This window comes from Vibrio gallicus (assembly GCF_024346875.1).
GTDB lineage: Bacteria > Pseudomonadota > Gammaproteobacteria > Enterobacterales > Vibrionaceae > Vibrio > Vibrio gallicus.
On the sequence record NZ_AP024871.1, the window covers coordinates 287,729 to 312,278 of the forward strand.

Below are 24,550 nucleotides of genomic sequence, written 5' to 3' on the forward strand. Positions count from 1 at the left end.
AGGCGGTGTAGGGCGTATTTGTTATGCTTTTACCGCCTTAAATTTCAGTTCAGTAAGTAGCTTTAGATCTTTCCACAGCATAGGTGCCACAATTAGGGTCAGCACTAAATTAGAAAGAGGTAAGGCTAGCCAAACCCCAGTGACTCCAAGCCATTGTGGTACAAAATAAAGAAAGGGGAACTGCACCAACATGTTACCCATAGACACAAATAGCGCTTTGCCTCCTTTACCCACCGCCATGAAATAAACCGAAGCCAAGAATAGAAAGCCATCTAAGAACAGCAGGCTCAGATGCAACCTTAATCCCTCTATTGTGGTGCGAAGTAGGCTTTCATCTTGGCTTGAAAATAGTGAGATGAAAAACTCAGGATATAGATTTAGTAGTAGTATCGTGGCCGTCCCTGATATCAATATAACCTTGCCAGCTAACATGACAGTCTGCTTTACTCTATGTGGTCTAGCATTGCCAAAATCATAGCTAACCGGAGGCTGCATACCGGCGGCAATCCCTTCTGCAAACAGGTAGTACAAGGTCGCAATATAGCCGATGATAGCAAACGCCCCTACGTAGACCTCACCCCCATACTTCATTAACAACAGGTTATGTAGCGCAATAACAAACGAGAAGTAAGCAAACATCACTAAGCTTGAACTGCCGAGTCGGCTGATAGCTAATATGGATGAGAGATTTAGCCTAATCTTGGTAACGCGGATCTCGGCTTGCGCACTAATAAAATAGACAACGCCAACTCCAGTGACAATGATTTGAGAGATTGCCGTTGCAATCGCCGCGCCGCGCAACCCTTGGTCGAGTACGCCAAGATAGAGGTAATCGAGCCCGATATTTAGCACGGCACCAAGGATCGTTAGTGCCGTCGCTATGTGCGGGCTATTGTCGTTGCGTATTAATATGGGTATCGCGGTAGATATAATGGCAAAAGGAGCCACGTAACCAAATATATGAATATAGTCATAGCCGTGTTGTAGTGACACCCCATGAGCGCCCTGCAATAGTAATAATTGATGACCAAACAACATGACTAATGGGGTAGCAAGAGCAGAGAAGAATAATAGTAATCCTATAGCATTATTAAGTATCCGCTGTGCTTGGGAGTTATCGCCAGCGCCTCTTGCCATTGATATTAGGCTCCCCGCTCCCATCCCAACTAAAATACCAAACCCCATAATGGAAGCGATAATCGGCCAGGCCATATTGATACCGGCAAGCCCCGCATAGCCGACATAATGACCAACAAATATACCATCGATAATTTGATATAGGCCACTGATTAGCATAGCGGCGACAGAAGGTATGGCAAAGCGCCAAAACACGCGGCTTACGGGTTCATCTTTTTGTATGGTATCTGTGGACATGCATCACTACGGGTCATGAGAAAAACAACGGTTATTATTTATTAAAATAGCGTTAAATAAAGTTGGGCTGTGCTTTTTTGTCGGATAGAGCAAGTAAATCAGAGGGGAAAAGTGACCTTTGATTTCCGAAAAATATTAAGTTGCGGGTGAATAAATGGCATATAGTTTGAATAGTAAATATAAAGTTGCATAAACATCTCTATGCAATGATTTATTGTAAGAGTAAATTCTGCGTACTATTTAACCCTCTAATATGGATAAGATTGCACATGGCTGATTCTGATCTGAATACTTTTGACTCATTTATGCCCCCTGAAATGGCGAAACGCGCTGTTGAAGCAGGTGTAAAGAAAGCCAGTAAAAACCAGTTTAAATCATTTCTTTTGGCAATAACCGCAGGCATACACATTGGTATTGCCTTTGTCTTTTATACAGTAGTTACTACTGGCGCTGGCGATATGGCCTACGGAATAAGCAAGCTAGCTGGTGGTTTAGCATTCAGCCTTGGTTTGATCTTAGTGGTTGTTACCGGTGCTGAGCTATTCACTAGTAGTGTGCTTACTCTAGTTGCACGAGCAAGTGGTAAAATTACTACGCTTCAGCTTCTTAAGAACTGGGCAGCTGTTTATTGTGGTAACTTTGTTGGCGCAATCATCTTAGTGGGCGTTATGCTCGTTACCCGTGAATACATGGGCGACAATGGCCAAATGGGCTTGAACGCTATGGCTATCTCACAACATAAACTGCATCACACATTTATCCAGGCTGTAGCGCTAGGTATTATGTGTAACCTGCTTGTTTGTCTTGCAGTATGGATGACCTACGGTGCTCGCTCATTAACTGATAAAGTGATGGTTCTTATCCTACCTGTAGCGATGTTCGTTGCTTCTGGTTTTGAACACTGTATTGCAAATATGTTCCAAGTACCTATGGCAATTGCTATTAAAAACTTCGCTCCAGCTGAGTTTTGGCACATGACCGGTGCAAATATTGCAAACTACGCAGACCTAAATGTAATGGGTTTTGTTGTAAACAACCTAATCCCTGTAACTATCGGTAACATCATCGGCGGTGGTTTATTTGTAGGTGTTTACTACTGGTTGATCTTCCTTCGTGACGATAACAAGTAACCTTATATCTAATATTAAATCCGCGCTTAGCGCGGATTTTTTTTGCCTGTGATTTACGGTTAGTAGTAATAAACCGCTATTTTGGAATATGTAGCGATTAAGTGTTGAATCTTATTCAGGGATTATGGACTCAGCTGGGTGCTAGGGCCATAATAGTTGTACCCCTAAAGAGAACAATATTGGGATTAATCAGTGCAATCTCACTCCGCCCAGCAGGTTGGTATTTCGTACCTATCTAGCTGTGTTATACGACCGCTAATCGCGCTACTTCTAGGAAGTGGTCTTCTGTTTTCGACTGCGGTTTATGCCGAGGATATATCTAGCAGTGTTGCTCAAAGTGGAAGTCGCTTAGATAGCGGTGGTTACTTTGAGGTAGGGGTTAGTGCGCTGGCCATAAACCAGGTTGATGTGCGTGATTCCGAGCATGATGATGTTCAACCGCTATTAATGCTTAGTGGCATTTATCAATATAAAGGGTTGTTCGTTGAGCTGGTTCATCTCTCGCAAGATGGAACCAATCTTGGATATAATTTTTGGAACTCAGAGCATTGGTCACTTGATTTCTTAGCGGCAAACCTAGAGATGACGTGGCAAAGAGATGATGATTCAGACCTTAGTTCGATGAACGAAGCACAAAAAAATGCTTACCTGATGTCGGATGAGTCTCTCTATGTTGGCGCTGGTATTCGCGCAACTCGCTATTGGGATGATAACTATGTATTCCAGTTCCGAGCGGTGAGTGATTATTATAATAATCAGGGCTTTCAGAGCACAGTAAGGCTAGGTAAGTCGTGGCAGGTGCGAAACTGGAATCTATATACTTTGGGCGGTGCCACATACCTGTCGAAGCAGTTGACTCGTAATATATATGGTGTAAGCGCAGAGGAAGCGACCAGTCAATTTTATCAATATCAACCGGGAAGCGCGATTAATTACAGCCTAGAGCTTGGTGCAGCTTATCCTATCAGCCAAGATTTCGTATTTCGCTCAATCTATCGTATTACGTCGATATCGGATGAAATCTCCGAAAGCCCATTTAGTAAGGCGGATTACAACTCGTTATTTAACGTCTCAATAAGTTATGTATTTTAGGTGGAAGCATGAATAGATTATTTTTGTGCTGCCTATTGCTGTTATTTATGAGTGCTATGCCAGCGTCAGCAGCAGAGCATAGTATCGATTTTACTGCCACCCCACAGCAGTGCGTTGCTCTGCACAAAGGCCAGACCTGCTATCAAACGATAGCGTTTCAATGGCAGACCCCAAATAACGGAAAGTACTGCTTGTTGCAGGTGGACAATGGTAAAAACCTTGTATGCTGGGAAGGGCGTTTCTTGCAAGGCTATGAATACAGCTTTGAAAACGCAAATACTACGACGTATCGGCTAATTGAGCAAACCACTGCTAAGGTGCTGGCTGAGGTTAAAGTGGTCGTAACTTGGGTATATAAGGCGCCCAAGCAGTCCCAATCTGGATGGAGATTATTTTGAGCGACAAAAAGCACATATTGGTGGTTGAAGATGATACATCGTTGGCTGAGTGGATCGGAGATTATCTTATCGATCACGATTATAGTGTGACGGTCGCAAGTCAGGGGGATTTTGCTCTACAGATGATATCTGAAGAAAGCCCAGACCTTGTATTATTGGATGTCATGTTACCAGTTAAGGGGGGCTTTGATGTCTGTAAAGAGGCGAGAGCCTTCTATTCAGGCCCGATATTATTTATGACCGCTTGTGTGGAAGATGGTGATGAAATTAAAGGCCTAGAAGTGGGTGCTGATGACTATCTAACCAAACCTGTACGCCCTAAGGTTATGCTGGCTCATATTAAGGCGCTGTTGCGTCGCGCTACGGATGAAAAGCCCAAACAACTGCTGCAGTTTGACAGTTTGACCCTTAATGCCACCGCAAAGTCGGTCACGATTGGTAATTATAGTCTAGATCTCAACGCGAATGAGTTCGATGCGTTTTGGTTGTTGGCTTCTAAACAAGGCACTGTGGTTTCTCGTACCGATCTCACCACGCAGTTGCGCGGGATTGAATATGATGGCTTTGATCGCTCTATTGATAACCGTATTTCACGGCTAAGAAAAAAGCTTCAAGATGCGCCACCGCAAGCCTATAAAATCAAAACGATTCGTGGGCAAGGTTACCTGTTTTGCCGCGATGATAACCAGTAGGCCAGTACTTTAATATGAGAAAGCTGATTGCTTCATTGGTTTTAGTTGTTCTTACTTCAATTGTTATCTTGGGGTGGTCGATTACGGAATATGCGACCCAACACCAAACCAAGTCGGCATCAATGATAGCGAGAGAGCGGATACAGGCATTGCAACTCACTGGGGTGAGCTTAGCGCACGCTATTGATGATAGCGGGGTTGATAGTAAAGGCCTTATAGAAAGCTGGAATCAACATAACAATGAACAGCTGTCACTGATTAATGAGGCGAATTTTCCTTTGCCACCCTCATTGAAATTGCAGTTTGAATCCCAAGGCTCGCTGGTACTGGAATCGAACGAAGGAGTCTCCCTTCACTATCGGCTACCGAATACTGGCAAGGTACTGAATATCAAAACCCATTTATTACCAGTAGAAGAGCAAGTTCCGACTTTTAATCGGCTTTACACCCTGCTTTTTTATGTTGGTATGGTAGTTATTTTGTTGCTGTGGGTGTCTCCGCTGATTCGACAACTACTGAATCTGAGTAGGGTGACTAAATCCTTTGGTATGGGGGAGCTTCAACAACGAATTCAGGTAAATAGGTCATCCTATATTGCTGAAATTGAAACCGAATTTAATAAGATGGCCGACCGTATCTCACAGCTAGTAGATGACAATAAACTGTTGAGTCGCGCTGTATCACATGATCTAAAAACACCAATAGCCAGACTCAGATTTGGCATAGAAGCTGTCGAAGAAACCGATAATGAACAGCTGCAGCTTAAATATTTTACCCGCATCAATCGTGACTTAGATACTATGGAGGAGCTGGTCTCAACCTTGCTCAGTTATGCAAGGCTCGATCAAGCCAATATTGAGCCCAAGTTAGAGGTTATTGAGTTTAATAGTTGGTTGGAAACTAAGTTAGCCGCTTATACCTCAGATACCCATCAACTCGAATTTCGACCCTATTCTAAGCCTATAATGGTAGAGAGTGACCCTAAATACTTATCCATGCAATTAGGGAATCTGCTGAGTAATGCTGAGCGTTTTGGGGTATCCAAAATATGCGTACAGCTTGTACAACAGGGCAATATAGCGGAGCTTACGGTTGCCGATGACGGCAAAGGAATTGATGAGCAAGAAGCAGAGCAGGTAATAAAACCCTTTGTAAGAGGAACACAAAGCCGAGACAACGCCGGACACGGTATGGGGCTAGCTATCGTCGTACGCATCGGTGCCTGGATGGGATCAAAGCTTTCCATCCATAGTGATCCAGAGCTTGGCGGTGCGAGTATGAAATTAAGCCTAGCGATACTCGACAAAAAATCCCGATAAAAAAAGCACCCAACTAGTGATAAGTAGGGTGCTTCGCGTCAAAATAATGAGGTTAACCTTTAACGTTTAGATGACTTAAGATGAACTCAGTATCGTAGATGCGATGCTTGGGATTACTAGGTATCGCCTTTAAGCCAGTCACTTCAACCACGCTAGAGCCTTCTTTAGTGATGCTTGACGTACCTATGATTAAGTCATTATTAGCGTTTGCGACTCCAACTTGACCTACAGAGTCACGATTGGTGATCTCGGTGGTGTAGGTAAAGTAAGGAAGCCCTGCTTTATGGCACAGCTGCGCGGATTTATACATCACATACTCTCGAACCTTAGCTCTATCGGTGTAGTTATTTCCAACAAAGCTAATCTGCCAGCTATCAGAGGCAATCTGTGTGGTTGTAAAACCCTTACCAAATGTCCAAAAGCTTTTTTGCGTATTATACGGAGTAGCGCAAGCGCTCAGCAGCAGTGCAAGCAACGCAACGATTGAAAAGTTATTTAGTAGCCTCATTATAGAACCCCTAATTTAGAACGTGTAGTTCACGCCAACTGTGGTTGCCCATTGATTTTCACTATCAATTAACGGCGAATCAGATAGGTCTGAATCTAGATACGCATAGCCCGTTGCTTGAGTAATATCGAGGTGCTCAGTGACCGGAATGATCATGTTGTAACCGACCTTATATGCAAAGGCTCCATCAGCCTTGTAGGCAGGACGTCCAACGGTTGCTTCAGAAGAAGAAACCCCCGCATAGTAGTTAACAAAGTCTTCACTGTAATAATGTACACCTGCATACGGCACGAAATCGACAAAGCCAAGCTGCATTGGGTGGTAGTAAGTCAGGTCAGTCTGGAAGCTCTTATAAACACCGGTGACGTCTTGTTGGAATTTACCAGAAAGGGTGCCTTGTCCTAGGTGAAAGTCGGCGTTTAAACCAAGATCACCGCTAAAGTCACGATCTTTCATGCCTTTTAGGATTTTTGCATCATCGGCGTCAAAGCCAGGGTTAGCGACCATAAATACACTCATGTTAAGTATATCGTCGTTGTTACCCGCAAAACGATAGTTAATACCGTTGCCAAGATCGACGTTAAAATCTTCACCATGATACCCGCCGTTAAGATAAGCTGTGGTTTGGTGCTTTTGACCCTTATAGTATTTACTAGCAGTAATGACACCGCCTCCCACAAAGCCTTTGCCTTCATGGCTATAGATATTACCGTTGCGGATATAAGTGTTTCCAGCATCAGCTAAAGCCGCATGTGAAAGTAAAATAGCAGAGATAGTTAAACTAATTTTTTTCATGATTAAAGCCTTATTCGCTCAATTCAAATGACAATGACGACACTATATTGCAAAGCGACAAGGAACTTTGTAACCGAATGTATCCTAGGTGAAATACAAATCTTTAGGGAGAGTGAGTTTGATTACAGCGAAGTTTATTAGTTTTGAATGCAGGATTAAGAGCTTCTGGGGCTTCATTGAAGTATGTAACAGCTAAGAGAGCGGAAAAGCAAAAGGCCTGAGAAGCGATAACGCTCTCAGGCCTTTCTATATATGGTGGCCCCTCGCAGACTTGAACTGCGGACCAATCGATTATGAGTCGACTGCTCTAACCACTGAGCTAAGGGGCCATTTAGGGTGAAGATTATATGAGATGGTGGCGGGAGTGTCTAGGGAACAGTGCGCTCAATCTTCTGATTTACGTATGCTTTTTGAGCAATCGAACCATTAGGTACAAAAAAGGTGAGCTTAAGCTCACCTTTTAAACACTAGAGTGTCATTTTACTCGTCTAGGAAGCTGCGCAAGGTTTCTGAGCGGCTTGGGTGACGTAGTTTACGTAGTGCTTTTGCTTCGATCTGACGGATACGTTCACGAGTAACGTCAAACTGCTTACCAACCTCTTCTAGGGTGTGGTCAGTGTTCATATCGATACCAAAGCGCATACGCAGTACTTTTGCTTCACGAGGGGTTAGGCCCGCTAGAACGTCTTTGGTTGCGAACTTCAAGCTAGTTGAGGTAGCAGAGTCTAGAGGAAGCTCTAAAGTTGTATCCTCGATAAAGTCACCTAGATGCGAATCTTCGTCGTCACCGATTGGTGTCTCCATAGAGATTGGCTCTTTGGCAATTTTAAGTACTTTACGGATCTTATCTTCAGGCATTTGCATGCGCTCTGCCAATTCTTCTGGCAGTGGCTCACGACCCATCTCTTGTAGCATTTGACGCGAGATACGGTTTAGCTTGTTGATAGTCTCGATCATGTGCACAGGGATACGAATGGTACGTGCCTGGTCTGCAATTGAACGAGTGATCGCTTGGCGAATCCACCAAGTCGCATAAGTAGAGAACTTATAACCACGACGATATTCAAACTTATCAACCGCTTTCATTAGGCCGATGTTACCTTCCTGAATCAGGTCAAGGAACTGTAGGCCACGGTTGGTGTACTTTTTAGCAATCGAGATTACTAGACGTAAGTTTGCTTCAACCATCTCTTTCTTAGCACGGCGAGCTTTCGCTTCACCGATAGACATGCGACGACTGATTTCTTTGATCTGCTGAACGGTCAATGAAGTTTCTTCTTCAATGATTTTCAGTTTGTGGATCGAACGACGGATGTCTTCTTCGTTGCGCAGAACTTTATCTTTATACGCTACGTTAGAAGAGAGTGTTTGGTCTAGCCAAGCATCGCTTGATTCGTTACCAGTAAATTGTTTAACGAATTCTTTCTTTGGCATGCCACCGTATTCAACGGTTTGACGCATGATAAGACGCTCTTGGGTACGAACGCGATCCATAGAGGTGCGAAGCTTAGTTACCAAGTGGTCAAATTGCTTTGGTGTCAGACGGAATTCACGGAATACGTCGAGAACCTTATCAGTTGCTTTTCTGTAGGCTTTGCTATCGCGGCCTTCAGAGTTCACCACAAGTTGTAGGTCTTGGTATGTATTTCGTAGCGATGTGAATTTCTCTAGAGCAAGCTCAGGGTCGATACCTGTATCTTCTTCCTCTTCTTCCTCATCGTCGTCTTCTGTTGCATCTGCATCTTTCAGATCAGTTTCTGCAAGCTCTGAACCAACGTGAGTTGCGGTTGGTGCAGTGGTCTCTTGATCATCAGGGTCAACAAACCCAGCAATGATGTCAGTAAGACGAAGTTCTTCAGCTTGAACCTTATCAAATTGGTCAAGGATGTATGGAATGGTGCCTGGGAACTCAGCAACAGATGCTTGAACTTGGTTAATACCATCTTCAATACGTTTGGCAATGTCGATCTCGCCTTCACGCGTTAGTAGTTCAACAGTACCCATTTCACGCATATACATACGTACAGGGTCGGTTGTACGACCGATCTCGCTTTCTACGCTACTAAGGGCAGCTACCGCGGCTTCTGCGGCTTCTTCGTCGACGACATTGTTTGATTCATCGATAGTATCGTCATCAATTTCTGTAGCGTTTTCAACTACCTTGATGCCCATATCGTTGATCATCTGAATGATGTCTTCAACTTGCTCAGAGTCAACGATTTCAGGTGGCAGGTGATCGTTAACTTCTGCGTATGTTAGATAGCCTTGCTCCTTGCCTTTTAGGACAAGTGCTTTAAGCTGTGACTGCCTATTTTGATCCATAGATAGTATCCAAATTCTGGTCTGTGATGGAACGAGTTTGCTGCGAATTGCGAACCGCTAATTATAGCAAAGTTTTAACGATGCAAGCGAATAGGGGTATCATGCTTTTAAATCTAGCATTAATGCTAGTAGCTCCCTTTTTTCCTCGACTGATAAGCCGAGACTTCTTTCTTTTGCTTGCAGAGTCTCAATTTGCTTCTCGATACACTGATAAATTACCTTATCTAGTGAATCGCAAAAAATATCTTCTAGGTTGTCTTCTTCTTTATAGGTTGGGATATCCCAACTGGCTAAAAGTGACAACACTTTTTCATTGTTATGATTGCGCCAGTGCTCTAATAGCTGACCTGTGGTTATATGGGGATGATTTATACATTTATCAACCACATCGAATAATAAACTTAGACCAGGCAAATTAGTTTGCCCAATAGATTCTAAATTCGGGACAAACTCCACAAATTGTGGGTTTTGTAACAATAGAGCAAGGACGACACGCATCGGTGTACGTTCAATTTTCTTATGGGGAGCAGGCCGGCTTTGTTGTTGGTTATTCTTGGCTATGAGCTGCTGCAACTGCCTTTCGTCAACTAGTCCTAGTTTGCGTCCTAGTAACTCTCTTAGATAGAGGCGAAGCGTTCCCCCTGGAACCTTATCAATCAAAGGTACGGCTAAAGTACTTAGCTTTGCCATGCCTTCTTTACTACTGGTATCGACTTGCGATAATAAGCTCTGAAACATAAAGTCAGAGAGGTTAGTAGCGCTTTGTACTTGCTTTTCAAATGCAACCTTACCGTGTTCTCGAATGTAGCTATCTGGGTCTTCACCGTCTGGTAAAAACATAAACTTAAGCTGACGCCCGTCATTGAGATAGGGAAGGGCATTTTCCATAGCGCGCCATGCCGCATCACGTCCAGCTCTATCACCATCATAGCAACAAACAATAGTACTGGTTTGGCGAAATAACATCTGTAGATGGTCACCCGTGGTTGAGGTGCCAAGGGATGCAACAGCATAATCGACACCAAATTGCGCCAGTGCTACTACATCCATATAGCCTTCAACCACTAACACCTGTTCTGGAGAGCGGTGCGTTTGCAGAACCTCGTAGAGACCGTAGAGTTCTTTACCTTTATGGAATACAGGTGTTTCTGGTGAGTTGAGATACTTAGGCGTGCCATCACCGATGACACGACCACCAAATCCAATTACACGCCCACGACGGTCCCGAATGGGGAACATAACCCGGCCACGAAAACGGTCATAGCGATTGCCTTTATCGTTCTCTATCAGCATACCGGCACTAACTAGCGCATCTTGGGTTTGTTTCTGTTGACCAAAGTTTTTGCGAACAGAATCCCACTCATCTGGTACAAAGCCAATATCAAACTTTTGAGCTATCTCTCCACTAAGCCCGCGATTCTTTAGGTATTCCACTGCAACCTTTCCGGCGCTGGTCTTAAGCTGGCTGCGATAGTAGTTGGCGATGCTACCTAATAGATCGTAAAGGGAACGTTTTTGTTCTGAGTTGGCCTGAGGCCCTTGGCGGTTAACTCCACCTTGACGCTGTTCTCGAGGTACTTCTACGCCAATGTGTGATGCGAGCTCATCAATGGCTTCTACAAACTCTAGACGCTCAAACTCCATCATAAAGTCAATGGCGTTACCGTGCACACCACAGCCAAAGCAGTGATAGAACTGTTTCTCTTGGCTAACGCTAAATGAAGGGGTTTTCTCGTTGTGGAAGGGGCAGCAAGCACCGTAGTTCTTGCCTTGTTTCTTTAGTTTTACGCGCGCATCGATGATGTCGACAATATCGAGTCGAGCAAGGAGGTCATCTATGAAGCTGCGAGGGATATGTCCTGCCATAAATCCTAAAGAAGTTACTGGTTTGGAGATACAAACAAGCCGTGCATTCAGAGAATAGCACGGCCTGCTTTAATTTTTATGTGGGATTAAGCAAGTTTAGAGCGAACTAAACCACTTACTTTACCCATATCTGCGCGCCCTTGAATTTGCGGCTTAAGAACGCCCATCACTTTACCCATGTCTTGCATGCCCGCAGCTCCGGATTCAGTAATTGCATTATCAACTAATGCAGTAACTTCTTCTTCGCTAAGTGGTTGAGGCATAAATTCCTCAAGTACTGTGATTTCAACTTTCTCAGCATCAGCAAGGTCTTGACGACCAGCAGATTCAAATTGAGCGACAGAATCGCGACGTTGTTTAACCATCTTAGTCAGCACAGCAATGATGTCGTCGTCAGTGAGAGTAATTCTCTCGTCGACTTCTCGTTGCTTGATTGCTGATAAAGCTAAACGGATAGTGCCAAGGCGCGCTTTGTCCTTGGCTCTCATCGCAGATTTTTGCTCTTCTTTGAGATTATCAATAAGAGCCATTACTAATTCCTAATTAAATCGGGGATTAGTAAAGACGAACGCGACGTGCGTTTTCGCGAGCTAGCTTTTTAGCGTGACGCTTTTGAGCCGCTGCTTTAGCGCGTTTGCGAACTGTAGTTGGTTTTTCGTAGTGCTCACGACGACGCACTTCAGAAAGAATACCTGCTTTTTCGCAAGAGCGTTTAAAGCGACGTAGAGCTACGTCGAACGGTTCGTTTTCACGTACTTTAACTACTGGCATATGCCTTTCACCTCAGGGGTTATTCGTTAATACTGGTCTACACTGTTCCAAACAAATCGATATGTGTGGAGAACAACCAGTTTGATCAAAAATGGTGCGGAATTTTAATCCGAACTGATGGTGTTTGTAAAGCACTTTATTGGGGATAAAACGATCAATAGTTTGTGACCAATAGAAGGACAATGTTAATATGCGCCAAATTGTCAGCATCTCGAGAACATTATGCGAATTTTAGGTATTGAAACATCCTGTGATGAAACAGGCATCGCAATCTATGACGACGAAAAGGGCTTGTTATCACACCAGCTCTACAGCCAAATTAAATTGCACGCAGATTATGGTGGAGTAGTGCCAGAGTTGGCGTCTCGAGATCATGTCAAAAAGACGATTCCACTTATCAAGCAAGCATTAAAAGAGGCCAACCTCACCTCGGATGATATTGATGGTGTGGCTTACACCGCAGGCCCTGGTTTGGTAGGGGCTTTATTAGTTGGCGCAACCATAGGGCGCAGTGTTGCTTATGCGTGGGGAGTGCCAGCGGTTCCTGTACACCATATGGAAGGGCATTTGCTGGCTCCGATGCTTGAAGATACGCCACCTCCTTTTCCGTTCATTGCAATGTTAGTCTCTGGCGGGCATACCATGATTGTCGAAGTGAAAGGGATTGGAGAGTATAAAATTCTTGGCGAATCCATTGATGATGCCGCAGGGGAAGCGTTTGATAAAACCGCTAAGTTAATGGGGTTAGATTACCCAGGTGGGCCATTATTATCTCGCTTAGCAGAGAAAGGCACCCCTGGTCGCTTCAAGTTTCCGCGCCCAATGACAGATAGACCTGGTTTAGACATGAGTTTTTCTGGTCTAAAAACCTTTGCTGCAAATACGATAGCGGCCAATGATAACGATGACCAAACTCGCGCGGATATTGCTTATGCTTTCCAAGAGGCGGTGTGTGCGACCTTAGTTATCAAGTGCAAACGCGCTCTTGAGCAAACCGGTATGAAGCGCATTGTTATTGCTGGTGGTGTGAGTGCCAATAAGCAGCTTCGTGAAGCACTAGGCGCATTGGCTAAAAAGGTTGGTGGCGATGTCTATTACCCAAGAACCGAATTTTGTACAGATAATGGTGCGATGATTGCTTACGCAGGTATGCAGCGTTTGAAGAATAATGAAACGTCCGATCTATCGGTTCAAGCGCAGCCTCGCTGGCCGATTGACCAATTGCACCCCATCACAAAATAATTCAAATCATAACGCCCCTAATTTAGGGGCGTTTTTTTATGTTTAGTTATTTTTTAGCGAGCTTTCTTTTTAGATTTATCTTTGGCTCTTCACCATTGATTAAGCGCTTAATATTTTCTTGGTGTCGCCAGATGATAAGGCAACACAGCATTGCTACTGGAAGCGTGTATTGCGGCTTAATTAGCCAAGTATAGAAAGGGGCTATTAAAGCGGTTATTAGTGCCGCAAGAGATGAAAAGCGAAATACTAAGGCTGAGATTAACCATGTTCCCATTAGCATACCGGTAAGGTCCCAACCGATAGGTGCGATAGCGCCTATTGCTGTCGCGACTCCTTTGCCACCTTTAAAGTGAAAGAAAATAGGGTAAATATGGCCAATGCAGGCGGCAATCCCAATTAGGCCGAGCATCACCGGGTCAATATCTAAGAAATAACCACTCCACACAGGAATGATTCCCTTCGACATATCACAGAACAACACTAAGAATGCTGGCAGGCGACCACCAATGCGCAGCACGTTAGTGGCTCCAGGGTTATGAGAACCGGATTTTCTTGGATCTGGTAGCTTAAATAGACGACAGATCAATACGGCGCTAGATACCGAGCCTAGTAAATAGGCGCAGAAGATCATTAGCAGTACCGTTGCAGACATAGATATCCTTTACAAATTTGTCTCAGTCAGTCCACGAATCAAGATGATAGATGGACACTGGATGTAGTATATTACGTTTTTTTGTTGATTGGGTTTATCCGACCTCAAACTTTAACGGATGATATAGGACTATGGGTATGATTCAAGATCGCGTATTTATTGAGCAACTGGAAGTTATCACTACCATAGGGGTGTATGACTGGGAACAACAGATCAAGCAGAAACTAGTGCTAGATATTGAAATGGCCCATGACAATCGCCCAGCAGGCAATAGTGACGATGTAAGTGATGCTCTAGATTATTTCTCTGTTAGCCAAGCTATTTTGCAGCATATTGAAAATGGCCGTTTTTTACTTGTTGAGCGCGTTGCAGAGGAAGTAGCGTCTATTATCATGCAACAGTTTAACGTGCCTTGGGTCAAGATTCGAGTACGTAAACCCGGTGCAGTACCGCAAGCCAGCAGTGTTGGAGTGGTAATCGAGCGAGGAAGCTTGTGACACGAGTTTACCTTGGGGTTGGTACGAATATTGATAGGCGTCAAAATAGTTTACTCGCTGTCACCGAATTGAAAAAATTGGATGCTAATCTAAAAGTATCGACTGTGTATCGATGTCCTGCAAGTGGCTTCGATGGTGCGGAATTTTTCAATTTTGTGGTCGAGTTAGACATTTCGTTAGAACTTGAGCCGCTAAAATTGCATTTACGTGCTCTCGAAGTCCAATATGGACGTCCACAGGATGCGAGAAAGAATCAAGATCGCACCCTAGATATTGATATTTTATTATTTGGAAGTGAGACCTGCTTAGAAAAGCCGCAGCTTCCGCGTAGTGATATCTATAAGTTTAACTTCGTATTGCACCCCTTGCTGGAACTTTGCCCGGATTTGGTTATACCCAATGATGGCCGCACGGTGCGTCAGTTGTGGGAGCAGACATTCGAGTCCATTGGGGGAATGAAGAACCTATTCCCTGTTTCTATCCAATTTTAGTGATGCAATTTAATGAGTTATTTTGAAGCCTTCGCATTAGCCTTGATACAAGGCCTTACTGAGTTTTTGCCGATTTCTAGTTCGGCGCATTTGATCTTACCTTCTGCTGTTTTAGGTTGGGAAGATCAAGGACTGGCCTTTGATGTCGCAGTACATGTGGGCACATTATTGGCGGTTGTCCTCTATTTTCGTCATGAAGTAGTGAGCTTACTGGGTGCTTTTTTTAGCTCTGTTTTTAAACAGCAACACAGTAAGGAATCCACATTTGCGTGGATGATTATCTTAGCTACTGTTCCTGCGGGGCTTGCAGGGTTATTCCTTAATGATCTAATTGAGCTATATCTACGCAGTGCTTGGGTTATTGCGTGTACGACGATCATCTTTGGCTTGTTGCTGTGGTGGGCAGATAAACACTCGCGTTTGGCTGACGATGAATATCAAACCACATGGAAGAAGGCGCTATTTATTGGTGTTGCGCAGGCAATGGCAATGATTCCGGGGACTTCTCGTTCTGGGGCGACCATTACCGCGGCTCTATACCTTGGGTTTACTCGAGAAGCGGCGGCAAGGTTTTCATTCCTAATGTCGATTCCAATTATTACATTGGCTGGTGGATATTTAGGGACTAAGCTCGCATTGAGCCCTGAGCCGATGCATCTTGGCGTGCTTAGTACAGGGATTGCGGTCTCTTTCGTTAGTGCATATATTTGTATCCACTACTTCCTGAAGCTCATTTCTCGTATGGGAATGACCCCGTTTGTCATTTATCGACTGCTGCTTGGGGCGGGTCTATTCACCTTCTTACTGATGCAGTAAATGAGGTTAAGAAAAAGTGGCTTTAGAGCCACTTTTTTTGTGCCTGCCAGTCCTGCTTTACCTGTTGAATTGCTTCAATTCGGCGGTTATTGAGTTGATCGCGGATCTCTTTTCCCTTAAACCCATCGTGAATAACGGATTGTACGCTTACGGCTAAGGCCGCTTGGTAGGCTTGGGTAAAATACTGTTGCTGGGGGTAATCTATCTCTTCAAACCCTGTGCGCCCGCGAGAGTCAGCTATACAGCAAAGTAGTACCTGCGGCAGGGATTCAGGCTTGCGCCATACATCTAAGGAGTCTAATACCTTTAATAATGTGGCAGCTTTTAGCTCTTGAGCTCGGTGTATATTCGAGTGTTGAGCGCAGACATTTTTAGCTAGTTGCTTAAATTGGTTTGGGATTCGTAACCTCTGGCATAGGGCGTCGATAAGCTTAATGCCGGTATGGCAATGCAGCTTGTGGCTAGGCCATTCTGATGCAGGGGTTATTCCTTTGCCTAGGTCATGAACTTGAGCTGCAAAGCGCACCTCTTCCAAGGGGCTTAATTGCGCCGCTTGCTTTGCTACGAGCAGGGTATGGATGCCGCTATCGACTTCAGGATGCCATTGTGCCGGCTGGGGTACGCCAAATAGGCGGTCTAACTCAGGGAGTACCTCGACCAATGCGCCACATGCTCGCAACACCTCAAGGAATACTTGAGGGTCTTTAGTGTTCAAGGATTTATTCCACTCTAGCCATACTCGTTCCGCAGTCAGGGTTTTTAGTTCCCCAGAGGCGCTGATGGCGCGCATAAGCTCGATGGTCTCTTTTGCAATACTAAACCCTAAATGGTGAAGCTTTGCGGCAAAACGAGCCACCCTAAGTACGCGCAATGGATCTTCAGTAAAAGCGCTTGAGACATGTCTCAATATTCGGTTTTCAATATCCCTTGTCCCATGATAGGGGTCGATAAGATTGCCGTTGGCATCTTCAGCGATGGCATTGATGGTGAGATCGCGCCTGATTAGGTCTTCTTCTAAGCTAACATCAGCGGTAAAGAAGCAGTCAAATCCAGTGTATCCAGCACCCGATTTACGTTCGGTACGCGCTAGGGCATACTCCTCTTTGGTTTTGGGGTGGAGAAACACTGGAAAGTCTTTTCCTACCGCTTGGTAGCCTTGCTGTTGCATATGTTCTGGTGTTGAGCCAACCACAACCCAATCGCGGTCGTAGTTTTCAATACCAAGTAATTTGTCGCGTACGGCACCACCGACTAGATAACGTTGCAAGATATTAACCTCTAATTGTTCACGCTTAAGATGATTGAGTCTTGAGCATAATTTGATCGTCAAAGGTCAAAAGGCTCAAGATAGCTTTACATTATTTGTTTCAATGGTAGCTTGAGCCTAGCTAGAAAAGAAGTGGAGTCGCACCGCCGACATGTATAAAGATTATTTTGGCTTTGTTGATGAGCCATTTTCAATAGTACCGAGCCCTAAGTTTTTATTCTTAAGTGGTCGTCATCGTGAAGCATTGACTCATTTACAAATGGGAATTAGTGGTGGCGGTGGGTTTGCCATGCTTACCGGAGAGGTAGGTACGGGTAAAACGACTGTTTCTAAGGCGATGTTAGCCAGCTTGGAGTCCAATTGGGTTACGGGTCTTATCCTTAATCCAACCTTTTCTGAATTGGAGCTACTGGAAGCTATCTGTGATGAGTTTTGCTTAACCTATCAGCAGCCAACTTCACTAAAGCAGTTGTCCCAACTTATCTATCAGTACCTTTTGCAAAATCATCAGCAAGGTAAACAGACGTTGCTGTTTATTGATGAAGCCCAGCACCTTAGTGCTCAGGTTTTAGAGCAGCTGCGCTTACTGACTAATCTTGAAACTGAAAGCCATAAACTGCTTAAAGTGCTATTGATTGGTCAACCCGAATTGCAGCAGAAGCTGCAGACGGTTGAGCTGCGTCAGTTAGCCCAGCGCATTACTGGGCGCTATCATCTTCTGCCCTTAATCGAGAAAGAAATTGGCGACTATATCCAGTTTCGGTTACGTGTTGCTGGGTGTGATAAGAAGCTGTTTAGTAGCAAAGCGCTCAAGATCATAGCTAGCAAAACCCAAGGTGTGCCTCGTTTAATCAATCTTGTATGTGATAAGGCGCTGCACTATGCGATGTTGAGTCAATTGAATGAGGTAGACAGCAAGATTGCCCTGCAAGCAAGCCAAGATGTTGTTGCGTTTCAAGTATTACCACAAGCAGGCTTATCTTCCTCCACTTCAGTGATTTCTCGTAAAGCTATGTGTGCTGGCTTTATTTTATGTGCAGGGCTTGGCTTTGGTGCCATGTCTATGTGGCAGCAATATCACCGAGTGGGCGATGAGCATGCCATGTTAGTTCAACAGCAACAAAAACTTGAGCAGCGTAGCCAAACATTAGTCATGCAGCGAGAGCAGCAAAATCAGAGATTAGATAGCTTGGTTGAGCAAAGTAGTTCGCTAACTACGGCAATGCAGTCTCTGTATGCTCTATGGGGCTACAAGGCTTCGATAATCGATGCCAACTGTCTCTCAAGTACGCACGCCCCCTTTCATTGCTATCAAGGCACTGCATCTCTAGAACAAATCGTTGCCTCTAATCGACCAACTGTTTTGACCCTTTATCGAGAGGGGATGCCGTTCTATGCTCTGCTGACTTATGTGGGGAGAGATAAGGTAGAATTGATTATCAATAATCAAAGCCTAAAATTGCCTCTGACATGGCTAAAGCAGCACTGGCAGGGGGAGTTCACCACACTTTGGTATAGTGAGATTACCGATACACTCAAGCTTGATTATCGAGGAGTACAGGTAAGTAAGCTGGATGAATTGCTGGCGAAGGCGTTAAATGTTGAGCCACTTAATACCTCTCTGTTTACCGCTAGTCTAAAGCAGCGGGTAAGCTCATTTCAAGAATGGCAAGGGCTGACAGCAGATGGCGTTGCTGGAGAGCGAACCTTGCGTCAGCTCGATAGATTGAGTAATCATAAGGCACCCACTTTGTTAGCAGTGTCTAAGGAGGCGATGTAATGTCTCAGGTATTAAAGGCTTTGCAGAAATCACAAAAGCAATATGAGCAGGTTCAACCCGCACGTATTCCTAAAGTAACCCAGGCTCAAACTGAAACAGACTCGATATCTAATTGGCTATTGATTGGAGCTGTAGGGGTACTCATCGGGGCGTCATTAAAGTTTTATGTGCCGAGCATAGGGCAGCCGGTAGACCAGCTTTCTTATCGTATTGTAAATAGCTTTATGGATGCACCTGCAATTATACTGCCGATGAAAGACACTGCAGATCAAGCTGTGTTAGATATCCAATTCTTCGATAAACCGCAGCCTCAAAATTTGGCGGCTTTACCTAAGCTTGAATTGCCTAAACCAATTAGGAAGCGAACTGAGCACAACACAGCCCATCCGCAGCAAAAGGTGGTATCGGCTAAAGATGGTGCGGATGATGGGCAATGGAATCTATCTAAGCTGGATCTTAGTGGCTTATCTCCCGAGTTAGCAAATCAGGTTTCAAGTATCTTAAAAGATAGCCCGGACGTATTAGAATCTGACTCTAAGTCTGGCTCTCAACGCTCCAATCAGGTGCCATCGCAATCGAGCAACCTAGTTGATATTGAGAAAAACAGCGCTAAATACCACGGACGCTTGCCTGCATTGAATCTACAAACCCATATGTATGCCAGTAGTTCAAACCATCGCTGGGTGAAGATTAACGGTAAAGAGTTACAAGAAGGGCAGTCTGCTGGAGCTGGCGTCAAGCTGGTGGAGATAGCACCTCGTTATATCGTAGTCTCGTTTGCTGGAGATAAAATCAAGATACCCGCACTCTATGAATGGAAAGGGTAAAGCCGATTATCTGATCGATAGATACAAAAAAGCTGCCATATCAATGGCAGCTTTTTTTAGGTCTTAGAGCTAGGTCTTAAGAGGCGAGGTGTTAAGCCCAGCCGTTTGGAGATTTCTTACGACGAGGAATAATGTGTGGCAACAATAAGCCAAACAATAAGCCTAGACCTGCAACACCGCCGCCATACATGAAGTATTTAAGCAGTAGGTCTTCTTTTTGAGTATCTAGACGTGCACGCAGTTCGCGAACTTCACTCTGTGCTGAAGTTAGTTGATCATTGATATGGTTATAGCTTTCTTCCATGTCAGAGATCTGAGTATTGCGAGCTTTAAGAGAGCTAACTAGGCTTTTTTGTTCTTGCTCTGCCTTTTTATTGAATCCGGCAAGCTCAGCTTTAACTTCAGCCAACTCTTTTTCTAGACGAGGCATGCGTGTTGCTCGCCCTTCAACCGTACTTACGTATTTGGTTTCTACCCAGCCTCTGCGACCGCGCGAGTCAACAACCTCGCTAAAACCAGAGCCGGTGTTTGTTTTCACTAAGTTAACTTTTGAACCAGCGTTAACGCTACCTATAATGCGGTATTGAGCACTCGGGCCGGAATGCATATAGGTGAAAAGATCATCTGATATATAACGGGTTTTCGCAAATGCAGGTGCAGAAAGCACAAGGGCAACTGCAATAAGAAATAATTTTTTCACTGTTTGTCCTTTAGATATTTCTAATTTTAATAGGAAGGAGACATTTTCATATGCTCTATTTGTGCCTTCCAAGATTGCTTAAATAGTAAGTAGATTCAGCGCCGCCTGCAACTAAAAGAGGGAGCTAAGCTCCCTCTATAACCTGAGATTGTCAAAAAATGACACCTGATTGACATTGTTCAATCAGCTTTGAGAACTAAAATACTCGAAGTAGGATCTCATAGAAGATAATCGCAAGAAATGCACCAGCTGGTAGGGTAACAACCCAAGACACAACAATATTCCTTACTACACCTAGGTTTAGGGCTGCGATACCACGTGCAAAGCCTACGCCCAATACTGCACCAACTAAGGTTTGTGTAGTAGAGATAGGAAGCCCTGTACCTGATGCTAGAACAACGGTACTCGCAGTGGCTAGTTGTGCTGCAAAGCCACGACTAGGGGTTAACTCTGTAATCCCAGTACCTACGGTAGACATGACTTTGTGACCTAGAGTCGCAAGACCAATCACAATACCGATACCGCCTAGAGGTAGGATCCACCATGCAATACTTGATTGAGCGCCAATTTCACCCATGTTTTCTATGGTTGAAACGATAGCTGATAGAGGACCGATAGCATTGGCTACATCGTTAGAACCGTGTGCAAATGCCATTGCACAAGCAGTAATAACCATTAATGTGCTAAATACACTCTCTACACCGCTAAAGCTGTGTTCATGGTTCTCTTGGTCATGCTTGAAACGCTGTTGGATATAGAAATAACCTAGCACCATTACTGCCGATGAAATCGCAACTGCCCATGCCCAAGCCTCACCGTTTGTTAGGTGTAGCCCTACATGTTTAAGACCTTTTTTGATCGTAACTAGAGCAATAACCAGGGTGGTGAGAAACATATAAACAGGTACATAACGCTTGGCATTAGCCATAGGGTTATCTGTATCGAAGATAAACTTCTGGGCGCTAATAAAGATAAAGTAAGCAAAAATACCCGAGATAAAAGGGGTAATTACCCAGCTACCCACTATGCCTTGTACTGAACTCCAATCAATAGCATTAGAGCCAACAGAGACCATTGCAAAGCCAATGATAGCGCCAATGATAGAGTGGGTCGTTGATACTGGCCATCCCATAAAAGAGGCCAGTAGTAACCAAGTACCAGCGGCTAATAGCGCCGACATCATGCCAAATACCAGGAGGTCTGGATGGGCAGTAAATAAAGAGGTATCAATAACCCCTTTACGAATGGTATCAGTCACTTCACCACCGGCTAAATAAGCACCAGCGAATTCAAAGATCATTGCAATTATGATTGCTTGCTTTACGGTCAGGGCTTTTGAACCTACAGAGGTACCCATTGCGTTTGCTACATCGTTGGCACCAATACCAACGGCCATCATAAAGCCAAATGCTGCGGCAGTAATTAATAGAATTGTGCCGTAGTTAGCGAGAATTTCCATGGAGTTTCCTTTGCAATCTATGCAGGAAGATTAATGAATAATTATCGAGCAATCATCAGTTCAAGACGCGCACATACGCGCTGAGCTTGATCTGCAATCGCACCAACCCACTCGAGAATCTTGTATAAAAACATGACATCAACAGGACTATAGTCTTGCTCTATGGCAAGTAGGTTTTGGCGTAAGCCAATCTGCATATTGTCCGTATCATCTTCAATGCGATCTAGTTCATCAATCATAGATGCAATAAGTGTAACTTCACGTCCTTTGAAGCCTGTCTCGAGTAATTCTTCTAATCCATTAATTACTGAATACATTTGCCCTACAGCATCAAGACAACGATTCACGTAGGTGACGAAGTCAGGGTACATGCTATGAGGCACTAATAGTTGACGACCTATTACACGGCCGCAAATATCTTTTGCTAGGTTTGCTACTCTGTCTTGCTGAGTAAGCACATCCAATAGATCTCTTCTATCCATAGCCATAAAAAGGCCGCTTGGCAGATGCAAACGTATTTGACGTTTGAGTGCGTCAGCATCTTTTTCTAGAGATGATATCTGCTGTTGATAATCAGTGGCTTTATCCCATTCACCGTTATTCGCAGCGTCGAAAAACTGTGGAAGTAAACTGCAGCATTCTTGTACTTTCGCAACGTGTTGCTGTAGTGGCTTGATGGGAGATTTTGCAAACAAGCCCATTATGGTATTTACTGGCATAGAAGCTATGTAATTCGTTTGTCATGTTGGGGTGTAACTATAATAGGTTTTTTCATAATTTGAAGAGCAAAGGATAGTTTAATTACTCTAGTTTTTGGTGTTTTGTACTACTAATTGGGTGTATTTTTTTATAAACCTCTAAATAGAGGCGTGTAACTTGAATCAATGGGTATAGAGTAGCCTAAAGCCTCTTGCTGATGACGTGTTTTGGTCTTAATCTGCTATTAACTGATTTGGGATAGCTAAATCTTCAATACGAGAACTCCATGGAAAATGAAATAGAGCTGAAATTTTTTGTATCTCCAGAATTTTCAGACGTTTTAAAGCAAAAGCTAACACAACAAAAAATCCTCCAGCAAAATAGTAAAGAACTTGGTAATACCTACTTCGATACCCCTAATAACTGGCTAAGAGAGCATGATATTGGGATGCGCATTCGACGCTTTGATGATGTATACGTTCAAACCGTAAAAACATCAGGGCGAGTGGTAGCCGGTTTACACCAAAGACCTGAGTATAATGCAGAACATACCAGTAACACCCCTGATCTAAAGCTACATCCAGAAGATATTTGGCCAGAAGGGCTATCTGTTGCTCAATTAGGTGCACAGCTTAATCCTATTTTCGCGACCAACTTTACCCGGGAAATGTGGCTAATTGGTATGGATGATGGTAGCCAAGTTGAGGTGGCTCTAGATATTGGTGAGGTTATTGCTGGCGATAAGAGCTCCCCTATATGTGAGCTTGAATTGGAATTGAAGTCAGGACAAACCGAGGCTCTATTTACCCTGGCTCGTCAGTTTAGTGAGCACGGTGGTGTTCGATTAGGAAACCTAAGTAAAGCGGCGCGTGGCTATCGCCTTGCCCAAGGCTATAAAGGAAGTAAACCACAGCCATTAGGCTTAGTTGCCACTCAAGCCAGTGATAGTGTTGAAAGCTGCTTTATTAAGTCACTGGAACATGCCTTAGCACATTGGCTTTATCATGAGCAAAGTTATGTAGAATCGCCTTCAATGGAGTGTCTGCATGAGATCAGTCACGCCTTAAGTTTTGTTAGACAGACCTTAGCTGTGTTTGACGGCATTATTCCGAAACGAGCAAGTGCAGTGGTACGGCAGGAGCTGAAGTGGTTAGAGCAAGAATTTAGTTGGCTGAAAAGTGCTGATTATCTTGATGATCTTACTGAAGATAGAGGGCATGCATTGCGCAAATTGGATGCCCGTAAAAAGCTGGTCAAGCGCCTGTCTGAGATGAGAGATGAGCTTCCCTCACAACAAGATGTATTACACCTTTTTCAGTCCTCACGTTACTCAGGCCTAATACTCGATGTAAGCCGTTGGTTATTGAGTAAGGGTTGGCAGCACTTTCTCGATGAAAGAGCTAGCAAGAGAATTAACTCAAATATTGTCGAGTTTTCAAAGCATCAATTAGACCGCACCTGGGCAGAATTACAGAGCTCATTCCCTGTCGAGCAGGTCCTTACTGCGCAGGATTATATGCAAGAGCAGTATCACCTCAATCGCAGTCTTTTTTCTGGTATCTGCTTTGCGTCCCTTTATGACTACGAGCTACGCAAACAGTTTCGCCTTCCGTGGGCAGATTTAGCGCAAGGTATTGATGATCTGTTGACTTTAGAAACGATAAGTCCATTAGTAGATGATCTTGAAGGTGATGAGCAGGAGCAGCTGCGACGTTGGCTATATAGACAACAGGCATCCATCTTACATGCGATGGAGCAAACTCGAACAATGTGCTTAGAAGTCGAAGCATATTGGAAAGATTGAGCACAACTATGAAGTTTAGCGCTTGCCCTGAGGCAAGCGTTTTTTTTAT

Annotated in this window: 24 protein-coding genes and 1 tRNA gene; 12 read left to right on the forward strand and 13 right to left on the reverse strand. The window is 44.1% G+C overall.

Going from position 1 to position 24,550, the window contains the following annotated elements; genetic code table 11:
* Positions 1-21: 21 nt before the first annotated feature.
* A complete protein-coding gene (locus tag OCU28_RS01420; protein WP_261816596.1) occupies positions 22-1,374 on the reverse strand; it encodes an MATE family efflux transporter in 1,353 nt (450 codons plus the stop codon).
* Between the two features lie 269 nt (positions 1,375-1,643).
* Between OCU28_RS01420 and focA the strand changes: the two genes are divergently transcribed.
* The 5 genes from focA to OCU28_RS01445 all read left to right on the forward strand — a co-directional run bounded on the left by focA (position 1,644) and on the right by OCU28_RS01445 (position 6,005).
* Positions 1,644-2,504 carry a formate transporter FocA gene (focA, locus tag OCU28_RS01425; RefSeq protein WP_261816597.1) on the forward strand — a complete coding sequence of 287 codons (861 nt, stop codon included), beginning with the start codon at positions 1,644-1,646 and terminating at the stop codon, positions 2,502-2,504.
* A gap of 192 nt (positions 2,505-2,696) precedes the next feature.
* Positions 2,697-3,596, forward strand: a complete 900-nt coding sequence (locus tag OCU28_RS01430; RefSeq protein WP_261816598.1) for a MipA/OmpV family protein — start codon at positions 2,697-2,699, stop codon at positions 3,594-3,596.
* A gap of 8 nt (positions 3,597-3,604) precedes the next feature.
* Positions 3,605-3,994: a DUF3019 domain-containing protein gene (locus OCU28_RS01435; RefSeq protein WP_261816599.1), complete on the forward strand. Its 390-nt coding sequence runs from the start codon at positions 3,605-3,607 to the stop codon at positions 3,992-3,994.
* The gene (locus OCU28_RS01440) at positions 3,991-4,686 is read left to right on the forward strand and encodes a response regulator transcription factor (protein ID WP_261816600.1); all 696 of its coding nucleotides are present in this window, start codon (positions 3,991-3,993) and stop codon (positions 4,684-4,686) included. Before OCU28_RS01435 ends, OCU28_RS01440 begins: the two co-directional genes overlap by 4 nt.
* A 14-nt stretch (positions 4,687-4,700) precedes the next feature.
* On the forward strand, positions 4,701-6,005 hold the full coding sequence (locus OCU28_RS01445) for an ATP-binding protein (RefSeq protein ID WP_261816601.1): 1,305 nt from the start codon (positions 4,701-4,703) through the stop codon (positions 6,003-6,005).
* A 52-nt stretch (positions 6,006-6,057) separates the two neighbouring features.
* Here OCU28_RS01445 and OCU28_RS01450 read toward each other — a convergent pair whose 3' ends face one another.
* The 7 genes from OCU28_RS01450 to rpsU form a co-directional block, all read right to left on the reverse strand.
* Complete coding sequence (locus tag OCU28_RS01450) at positions 6,058-6,513, reverse strand: CC0125/CC1285 family lipoprotein (protein WP_261816602.1); 456 nt, start codon at positions 6,511-6,513, stop codon at positions 6,058-6,060.
* 15 nt (positions 6,514-6,528) lie between these two features.
* Positions 6,529-7,308: an outer membrane protein OmpV gene (gene ompV, locus OCU28_RS01455; protein ID WP_261816603.1), complete on the reverse strand. Its 780-nt coding sequence runs from the start codon at positions 7,306-7,308 to the stop codon at positions 6,529-6,531.
* 253 nt (positions 7,309-7,561) lie between these two features.
* A tRNA-Ile gene (locus OCU28_RS01460) sits at positions 7,562-7,637 on the reverse strand.
* 151 nt (positions 7,638-7,788) lie between these two features.
* Positions 7,789-9,630, reverse strand: a complete 1,842-nt coding sequence (gene rpoD / locus OCU28_RS01465; RefSeq protein ID WP_261816604.1) for an RNA polymerase sigma factor RpoD — start codon at positions 9,628-9,630, stop codon at positions 7,789-7,791.
* Positions 9,631-9,729: 99 nt separating this feature from the next.
* On the reverse strand, positions 9,730-11,496 hold the full coding sequence (gene dnaG, locus OCU28_RS01470; RefSeq protein WP_261816605.1) for a DNA primase: 1,767 nt from the start codon (positions 11,494-11,496) through the stop codon (positions 9,730-9,732).
* Between the two features lie 86 nt (positions 11,497-11,582).
* Positions 11,583-12,026, reverse strand: coding sequence for a GatB/YqeY domain-containing protein (locus OCU28_RS01475; protein WP_261816606.1), 444 nt, complete (start codon positions 12,024-12,026; stop codon positions 11,583-11,585).
* Between the two features lie 25 nt (positions 12,027-12,051).
* Positions 12,052-12,267 carry a 30S ribosomal protein S21 gene (gene rpsU / locus OCU28_RS01480; RefSeq protein ID WP_001145625.1) on the reverse strand — a complete coding sequence of 72 codons (216 nt, stop codon included), beginning with the start codon at positions 12,265-12,267 and terminating at the stop codon, positions 12,052-12,054.
* A 222-nt stretch (positions 12,268-12,489) separates the two neighbouring features.
* Between rpsU and tsaD the strand changes: the two genes are divergently transcribed.
* Positions 12,490-13,509: a tRNA (adenosine(37)-N6)-threonylcarbamoyltransferase complex transferase subunit TsaD gene (tsaD, locus tag OCU28_RS01485; RefSeq protein WP_261816607.1), complete on the forward strand. Its 1,020-nt coding sequence runs from the start codon at positions 12,490-12,492 to the stop codon at positions 13,507-13,509.
* 46 nt (positions 13,510-13,555) lie between these two features.
* On the opposite strand, the gene plsY is transcribed toward tsaD, so the two are convergent.
* Entirely contained in the window at positions 13,556-14,161 is a 606-nt protein-coding gene (gene plsY, locus OCU28_RS01490; protein ID WP_261816608.1) for a glycerol-3-phosphate 1-O-acyltransferase PlsY, read from the reverse strand.
* Between the two features lie 137 nt (positions 14,162-14,298).
* Here plsY and folB point away from each other — a divergent pair, with 137 nt between their 5' ends.
* From folB to OCU28_RS01505, 3 genes are read left to right on the forward strand one after another with little or no spacing between them, the layout of a single operon-like run.
* The gene (gene folB, locus OCU28_RS01495; RefSeq protein ID WP_261816609.1) at positions 14,299-14,658 is read left to right on the forward strand and encodes a dihydroneopterin aldolase; all 360 of its coding nucleotides are present in this window, start codon (positions 14,299-14,301) and stop codon (positions 14,656-14,658) included.
* On the forward strand, positions 14,655-15,149 hold the full coding sequence (folK, locus tag OCU28_RS01500) for a 2-amino-4-hydroxy-6-hydroxymethyldihydropteridine diphosphokinase (RefSeq protein WP_261816610.1): 495 nt from the start codon (positions 14,655-14,657) through the stop codon (positions 15,147-15,149). The genes folB and folK overlap by 4 nt, the downstream gene beginning before the upstream one ends.
* Positions 15,150-15,161: 12 nt before the next feature.
* Positions 15,162-15,965, forward strand: a complete 804-nt coding sequence (locus tag OCU28_RS01505; RefSeq protein WP_261816611.1) for an undecaprenyl-diphosphate phosphatase — start codon at positions 15,162-15,164, stop codon at positions 15,963-15,965.
* 22 nt (positions 15,966-15,987) lie between these two features.
* On the opposite strand, the gene OCU28_RS01510 is transcribed toward OCU28_RS01505, so the two are convergent.
* Positions 15,988-17,232 (reverse strand): multifunctional CCA addition/repair protein, encoded by a 1,245-nt coding sequence (locus OCU28_RS01510; RefSeq protein ID WP_261816612.1) that lies wholly within the window; start codon positions 17,230-17,232, stop codon positions 15,988-15,990.
* Between the two features lie 151 nt (positions 17,233-17,383).
* On the opposite strand from OCU28_RS01510, the gene OCU28_RS01515 reads away from it, so the two are divergent.
* Positions 17,384-19,012 (forward strand): ExeA family protein, encoded by a 1,629-nt coding sequence (locus OCU28_RS01515; RefSeq protein WP_261816613.1) that lies wholly within the window; start codon positions 17,384-17,386, stop codon positions 19,010-19,012.
* Positions 19,012-19,839 (forward strand): general secretion pathway protein GspB, encoded by an 828-nt coding sequence (locus tag OCU28_RS01520; protein WP_261816614.1) that lies wholly within the window; start codon positions 19,012-19,014, stop codon positions 19,837-19,839. Before OCU28_RS01515 ends, OCU28_RS01520 begins: the two co-directional genes overlap by 1 nt.
* Before the next feature lie 91 nt (positions 19,840-19,930).
* Here the strand turns inward: OCU28_RS01520 and OCU28_RS01525 are convergent, their stop codons facing one another.
* The 3 genes from OCU28_RS01525 to OCU28_RS01535 all read right to left on the reverse strand — a co-directional run bounded on the left by OCU28_RS01525 (position 19,931) and on the right by OCU28_RS01535 (position 22,717).
* The gene (locus OCU28_RS01525) at positions 19,931-20,539 is read right to left on the reverse strand and encodes a TIGR04211 family SH3 domain-containing protein (RefSeq protein ID WP_261816615.1); all 609 of its coding nucleotides are present in this window, start codon (positions 20,537-20,539) and stop codon (positions 19,931-19,933) included.
* A gap of 196 nt (positions 20,540-20,735) precedes the next feature.
* Positions 20,736-21,998, reverse strand: coding sequence for an inorganic phosphate transporter (locus OCU28_RS01530; RefSeq protein WP_261816616.1), 1,263 nt, complete (start codon positions 21,996-21,998; stop codon positions 20,736-20,738).
* Positions 21,999-22,039: 41 nt separating this feature from the next.
* On the reverse strand, positions 22,040-22,717 hold the full coding sequence (locus tag OCU28_RS01535) for a TIGR00153 family protein (RefSeq protein WP_261816617.1): 678 nt from the start codon (positions 22,715-22,717) through the stop codon (positions 22,040-22,042).
* Between the two features lie 266 nt (positions 22,718-22,983).
* On the opposite strand from OCU28_RS01535, the gene OCU28_RS01540 reads away from it, so the two are divergent.
* Positions 22,984-24,501: a CYTH and CHAD domain-containing protein gene (locus OCU28_RS01540; RefSeq protein WP_261816618.1), complete on the forward strand. Its 1,518-nt coding sequence runs from the start codon at positions 22,984-22,986 to the stop codon at positions 24,499-24,501.
* Positions 24,502-24,550 lie beyond the last annotated feature (49 nt).

Coding starts and splice junctions, on each gene's coding strand:
- OCU28_RS01420 (WP_261816596.1), bottom strand. CDS start 1,374: ATGTCCACAGATACCATACAAAAAGATGAACCCGTAAGCCGCGTGTTT.
- focA (WP_261816597.1), top strand. CDS start 1,644: ATGGCTGATTCTGATCTGAATACTTTTGACTCATTTATGCCCCCTGAA.
- OCU28_RS01435 (WP_261816599.1), top strand. CDS start 3,605: ATGAATAGATTATTTTTGTGCTGCCTATTGCTGTTATTTATGAGTGCT.
- OCU28_RS01445 (WP_261816601.1), top strand. CDS start 4,701: ATGAGAAAGCTGATTGCTTCATTGGTTTTAGTTGTTCTTACTTCAATT.
- OCU28_RS01450 (WP_261816602.1), bottom strand. CDS start 6,513: ATGAGGCTACTAAATAACTTTTCAATCGTTGCGTTGCTTGCACTGCTG.
- ompV (WP_261816603.1), bottom strand. CDS start 7,308: ATGAAAAAAATTAGTTTAACTATCTCTGCTATTTTACTTTCACATGCG.
- rpoD (WP_261816604.1), bottom strand. CDS start 9,630: ATGGATCAAAATAGGCAGTCACAGCTTAAAGCACTTGTCCTAAAAGGC.
- dnaG (WP_261816605.1), bottom strand. CDS start 11,496: ATGGCAGGACATATCCCTCGCAGCTTCATAGATGACCTCCTTGCTCGA.
- OCU28_RS01475 (WP_261816606.1), bottom strand. CDS start 12,026: ATGGCTCTTATTGATAATCTCAAAGAAGAGCAAAAATCTGCGATGAGA.
- rpsU (WP_001145625.1), bottom strand. CDS start 12,267: ATGCCAGTAGTTAAAGTACGTGAAAACGAACCGTTCGACGTAGCTCTA.
- tsaD (WP_261816607.1), top strand. CDS start 12,490: ATGCGAATTTTAGGTATTGAAACATCCTGTGATGAAACAGGCATCGCA.
- plsY (WP_261816608.1), bottom strand. CDS start 14,161: ATGTCTGCAACGGTACTGCTAATGATCTTCTGCGCCTATTTACTAGGC.
- folB (WP_261816609.1), top strand. CDS start 14,299: ATGATTCAAGATCGCGTATTTATTGAGCAACTGGAAGTTATCACTACC.
- OCU28_RS01505 (WP_261816611.1), top strand. CDS start 15,162: ATGAGTTATTTTGAAGCCTTCGCATTAGCCTTGATACAAGGCCTTACT.
- OCU28_RS01515 (WP_261816613.1), top strand. CDS start 17,384: ATGTATAAAGATTATTTTGGCTTTGTTGATGAGCCATTTTCAATAGTA.
- OCU28_RS01520 (WP_261816614.1), top strand. CDS start 19,012: ATGTCTCAGGTATTAAAGGCTTTGCAGAAATCACAAAAGCAATATGAG.
- OCU28_RS01530 (WP_261816616.1), bottom strand. CDS start 21,998: ATGGAAATTCTCGCTAACTACGGCACAATTCTATTAATTACTGCCGCA.
- OCU28_RS01535 (WP_261816617.1), bottom strand. CDS start 22,717: ATGCCAGTAAATACCATAATGGGCTTGTTTGCAAAATCTCCCATCAAG.
- OCU28_RS01540 (WP_261816618.1), top strand. CDS start 22,984: ATGGAAAATGAAATAGAGCTGAAATTTTTTGTATCTCCAGAATTTTCA.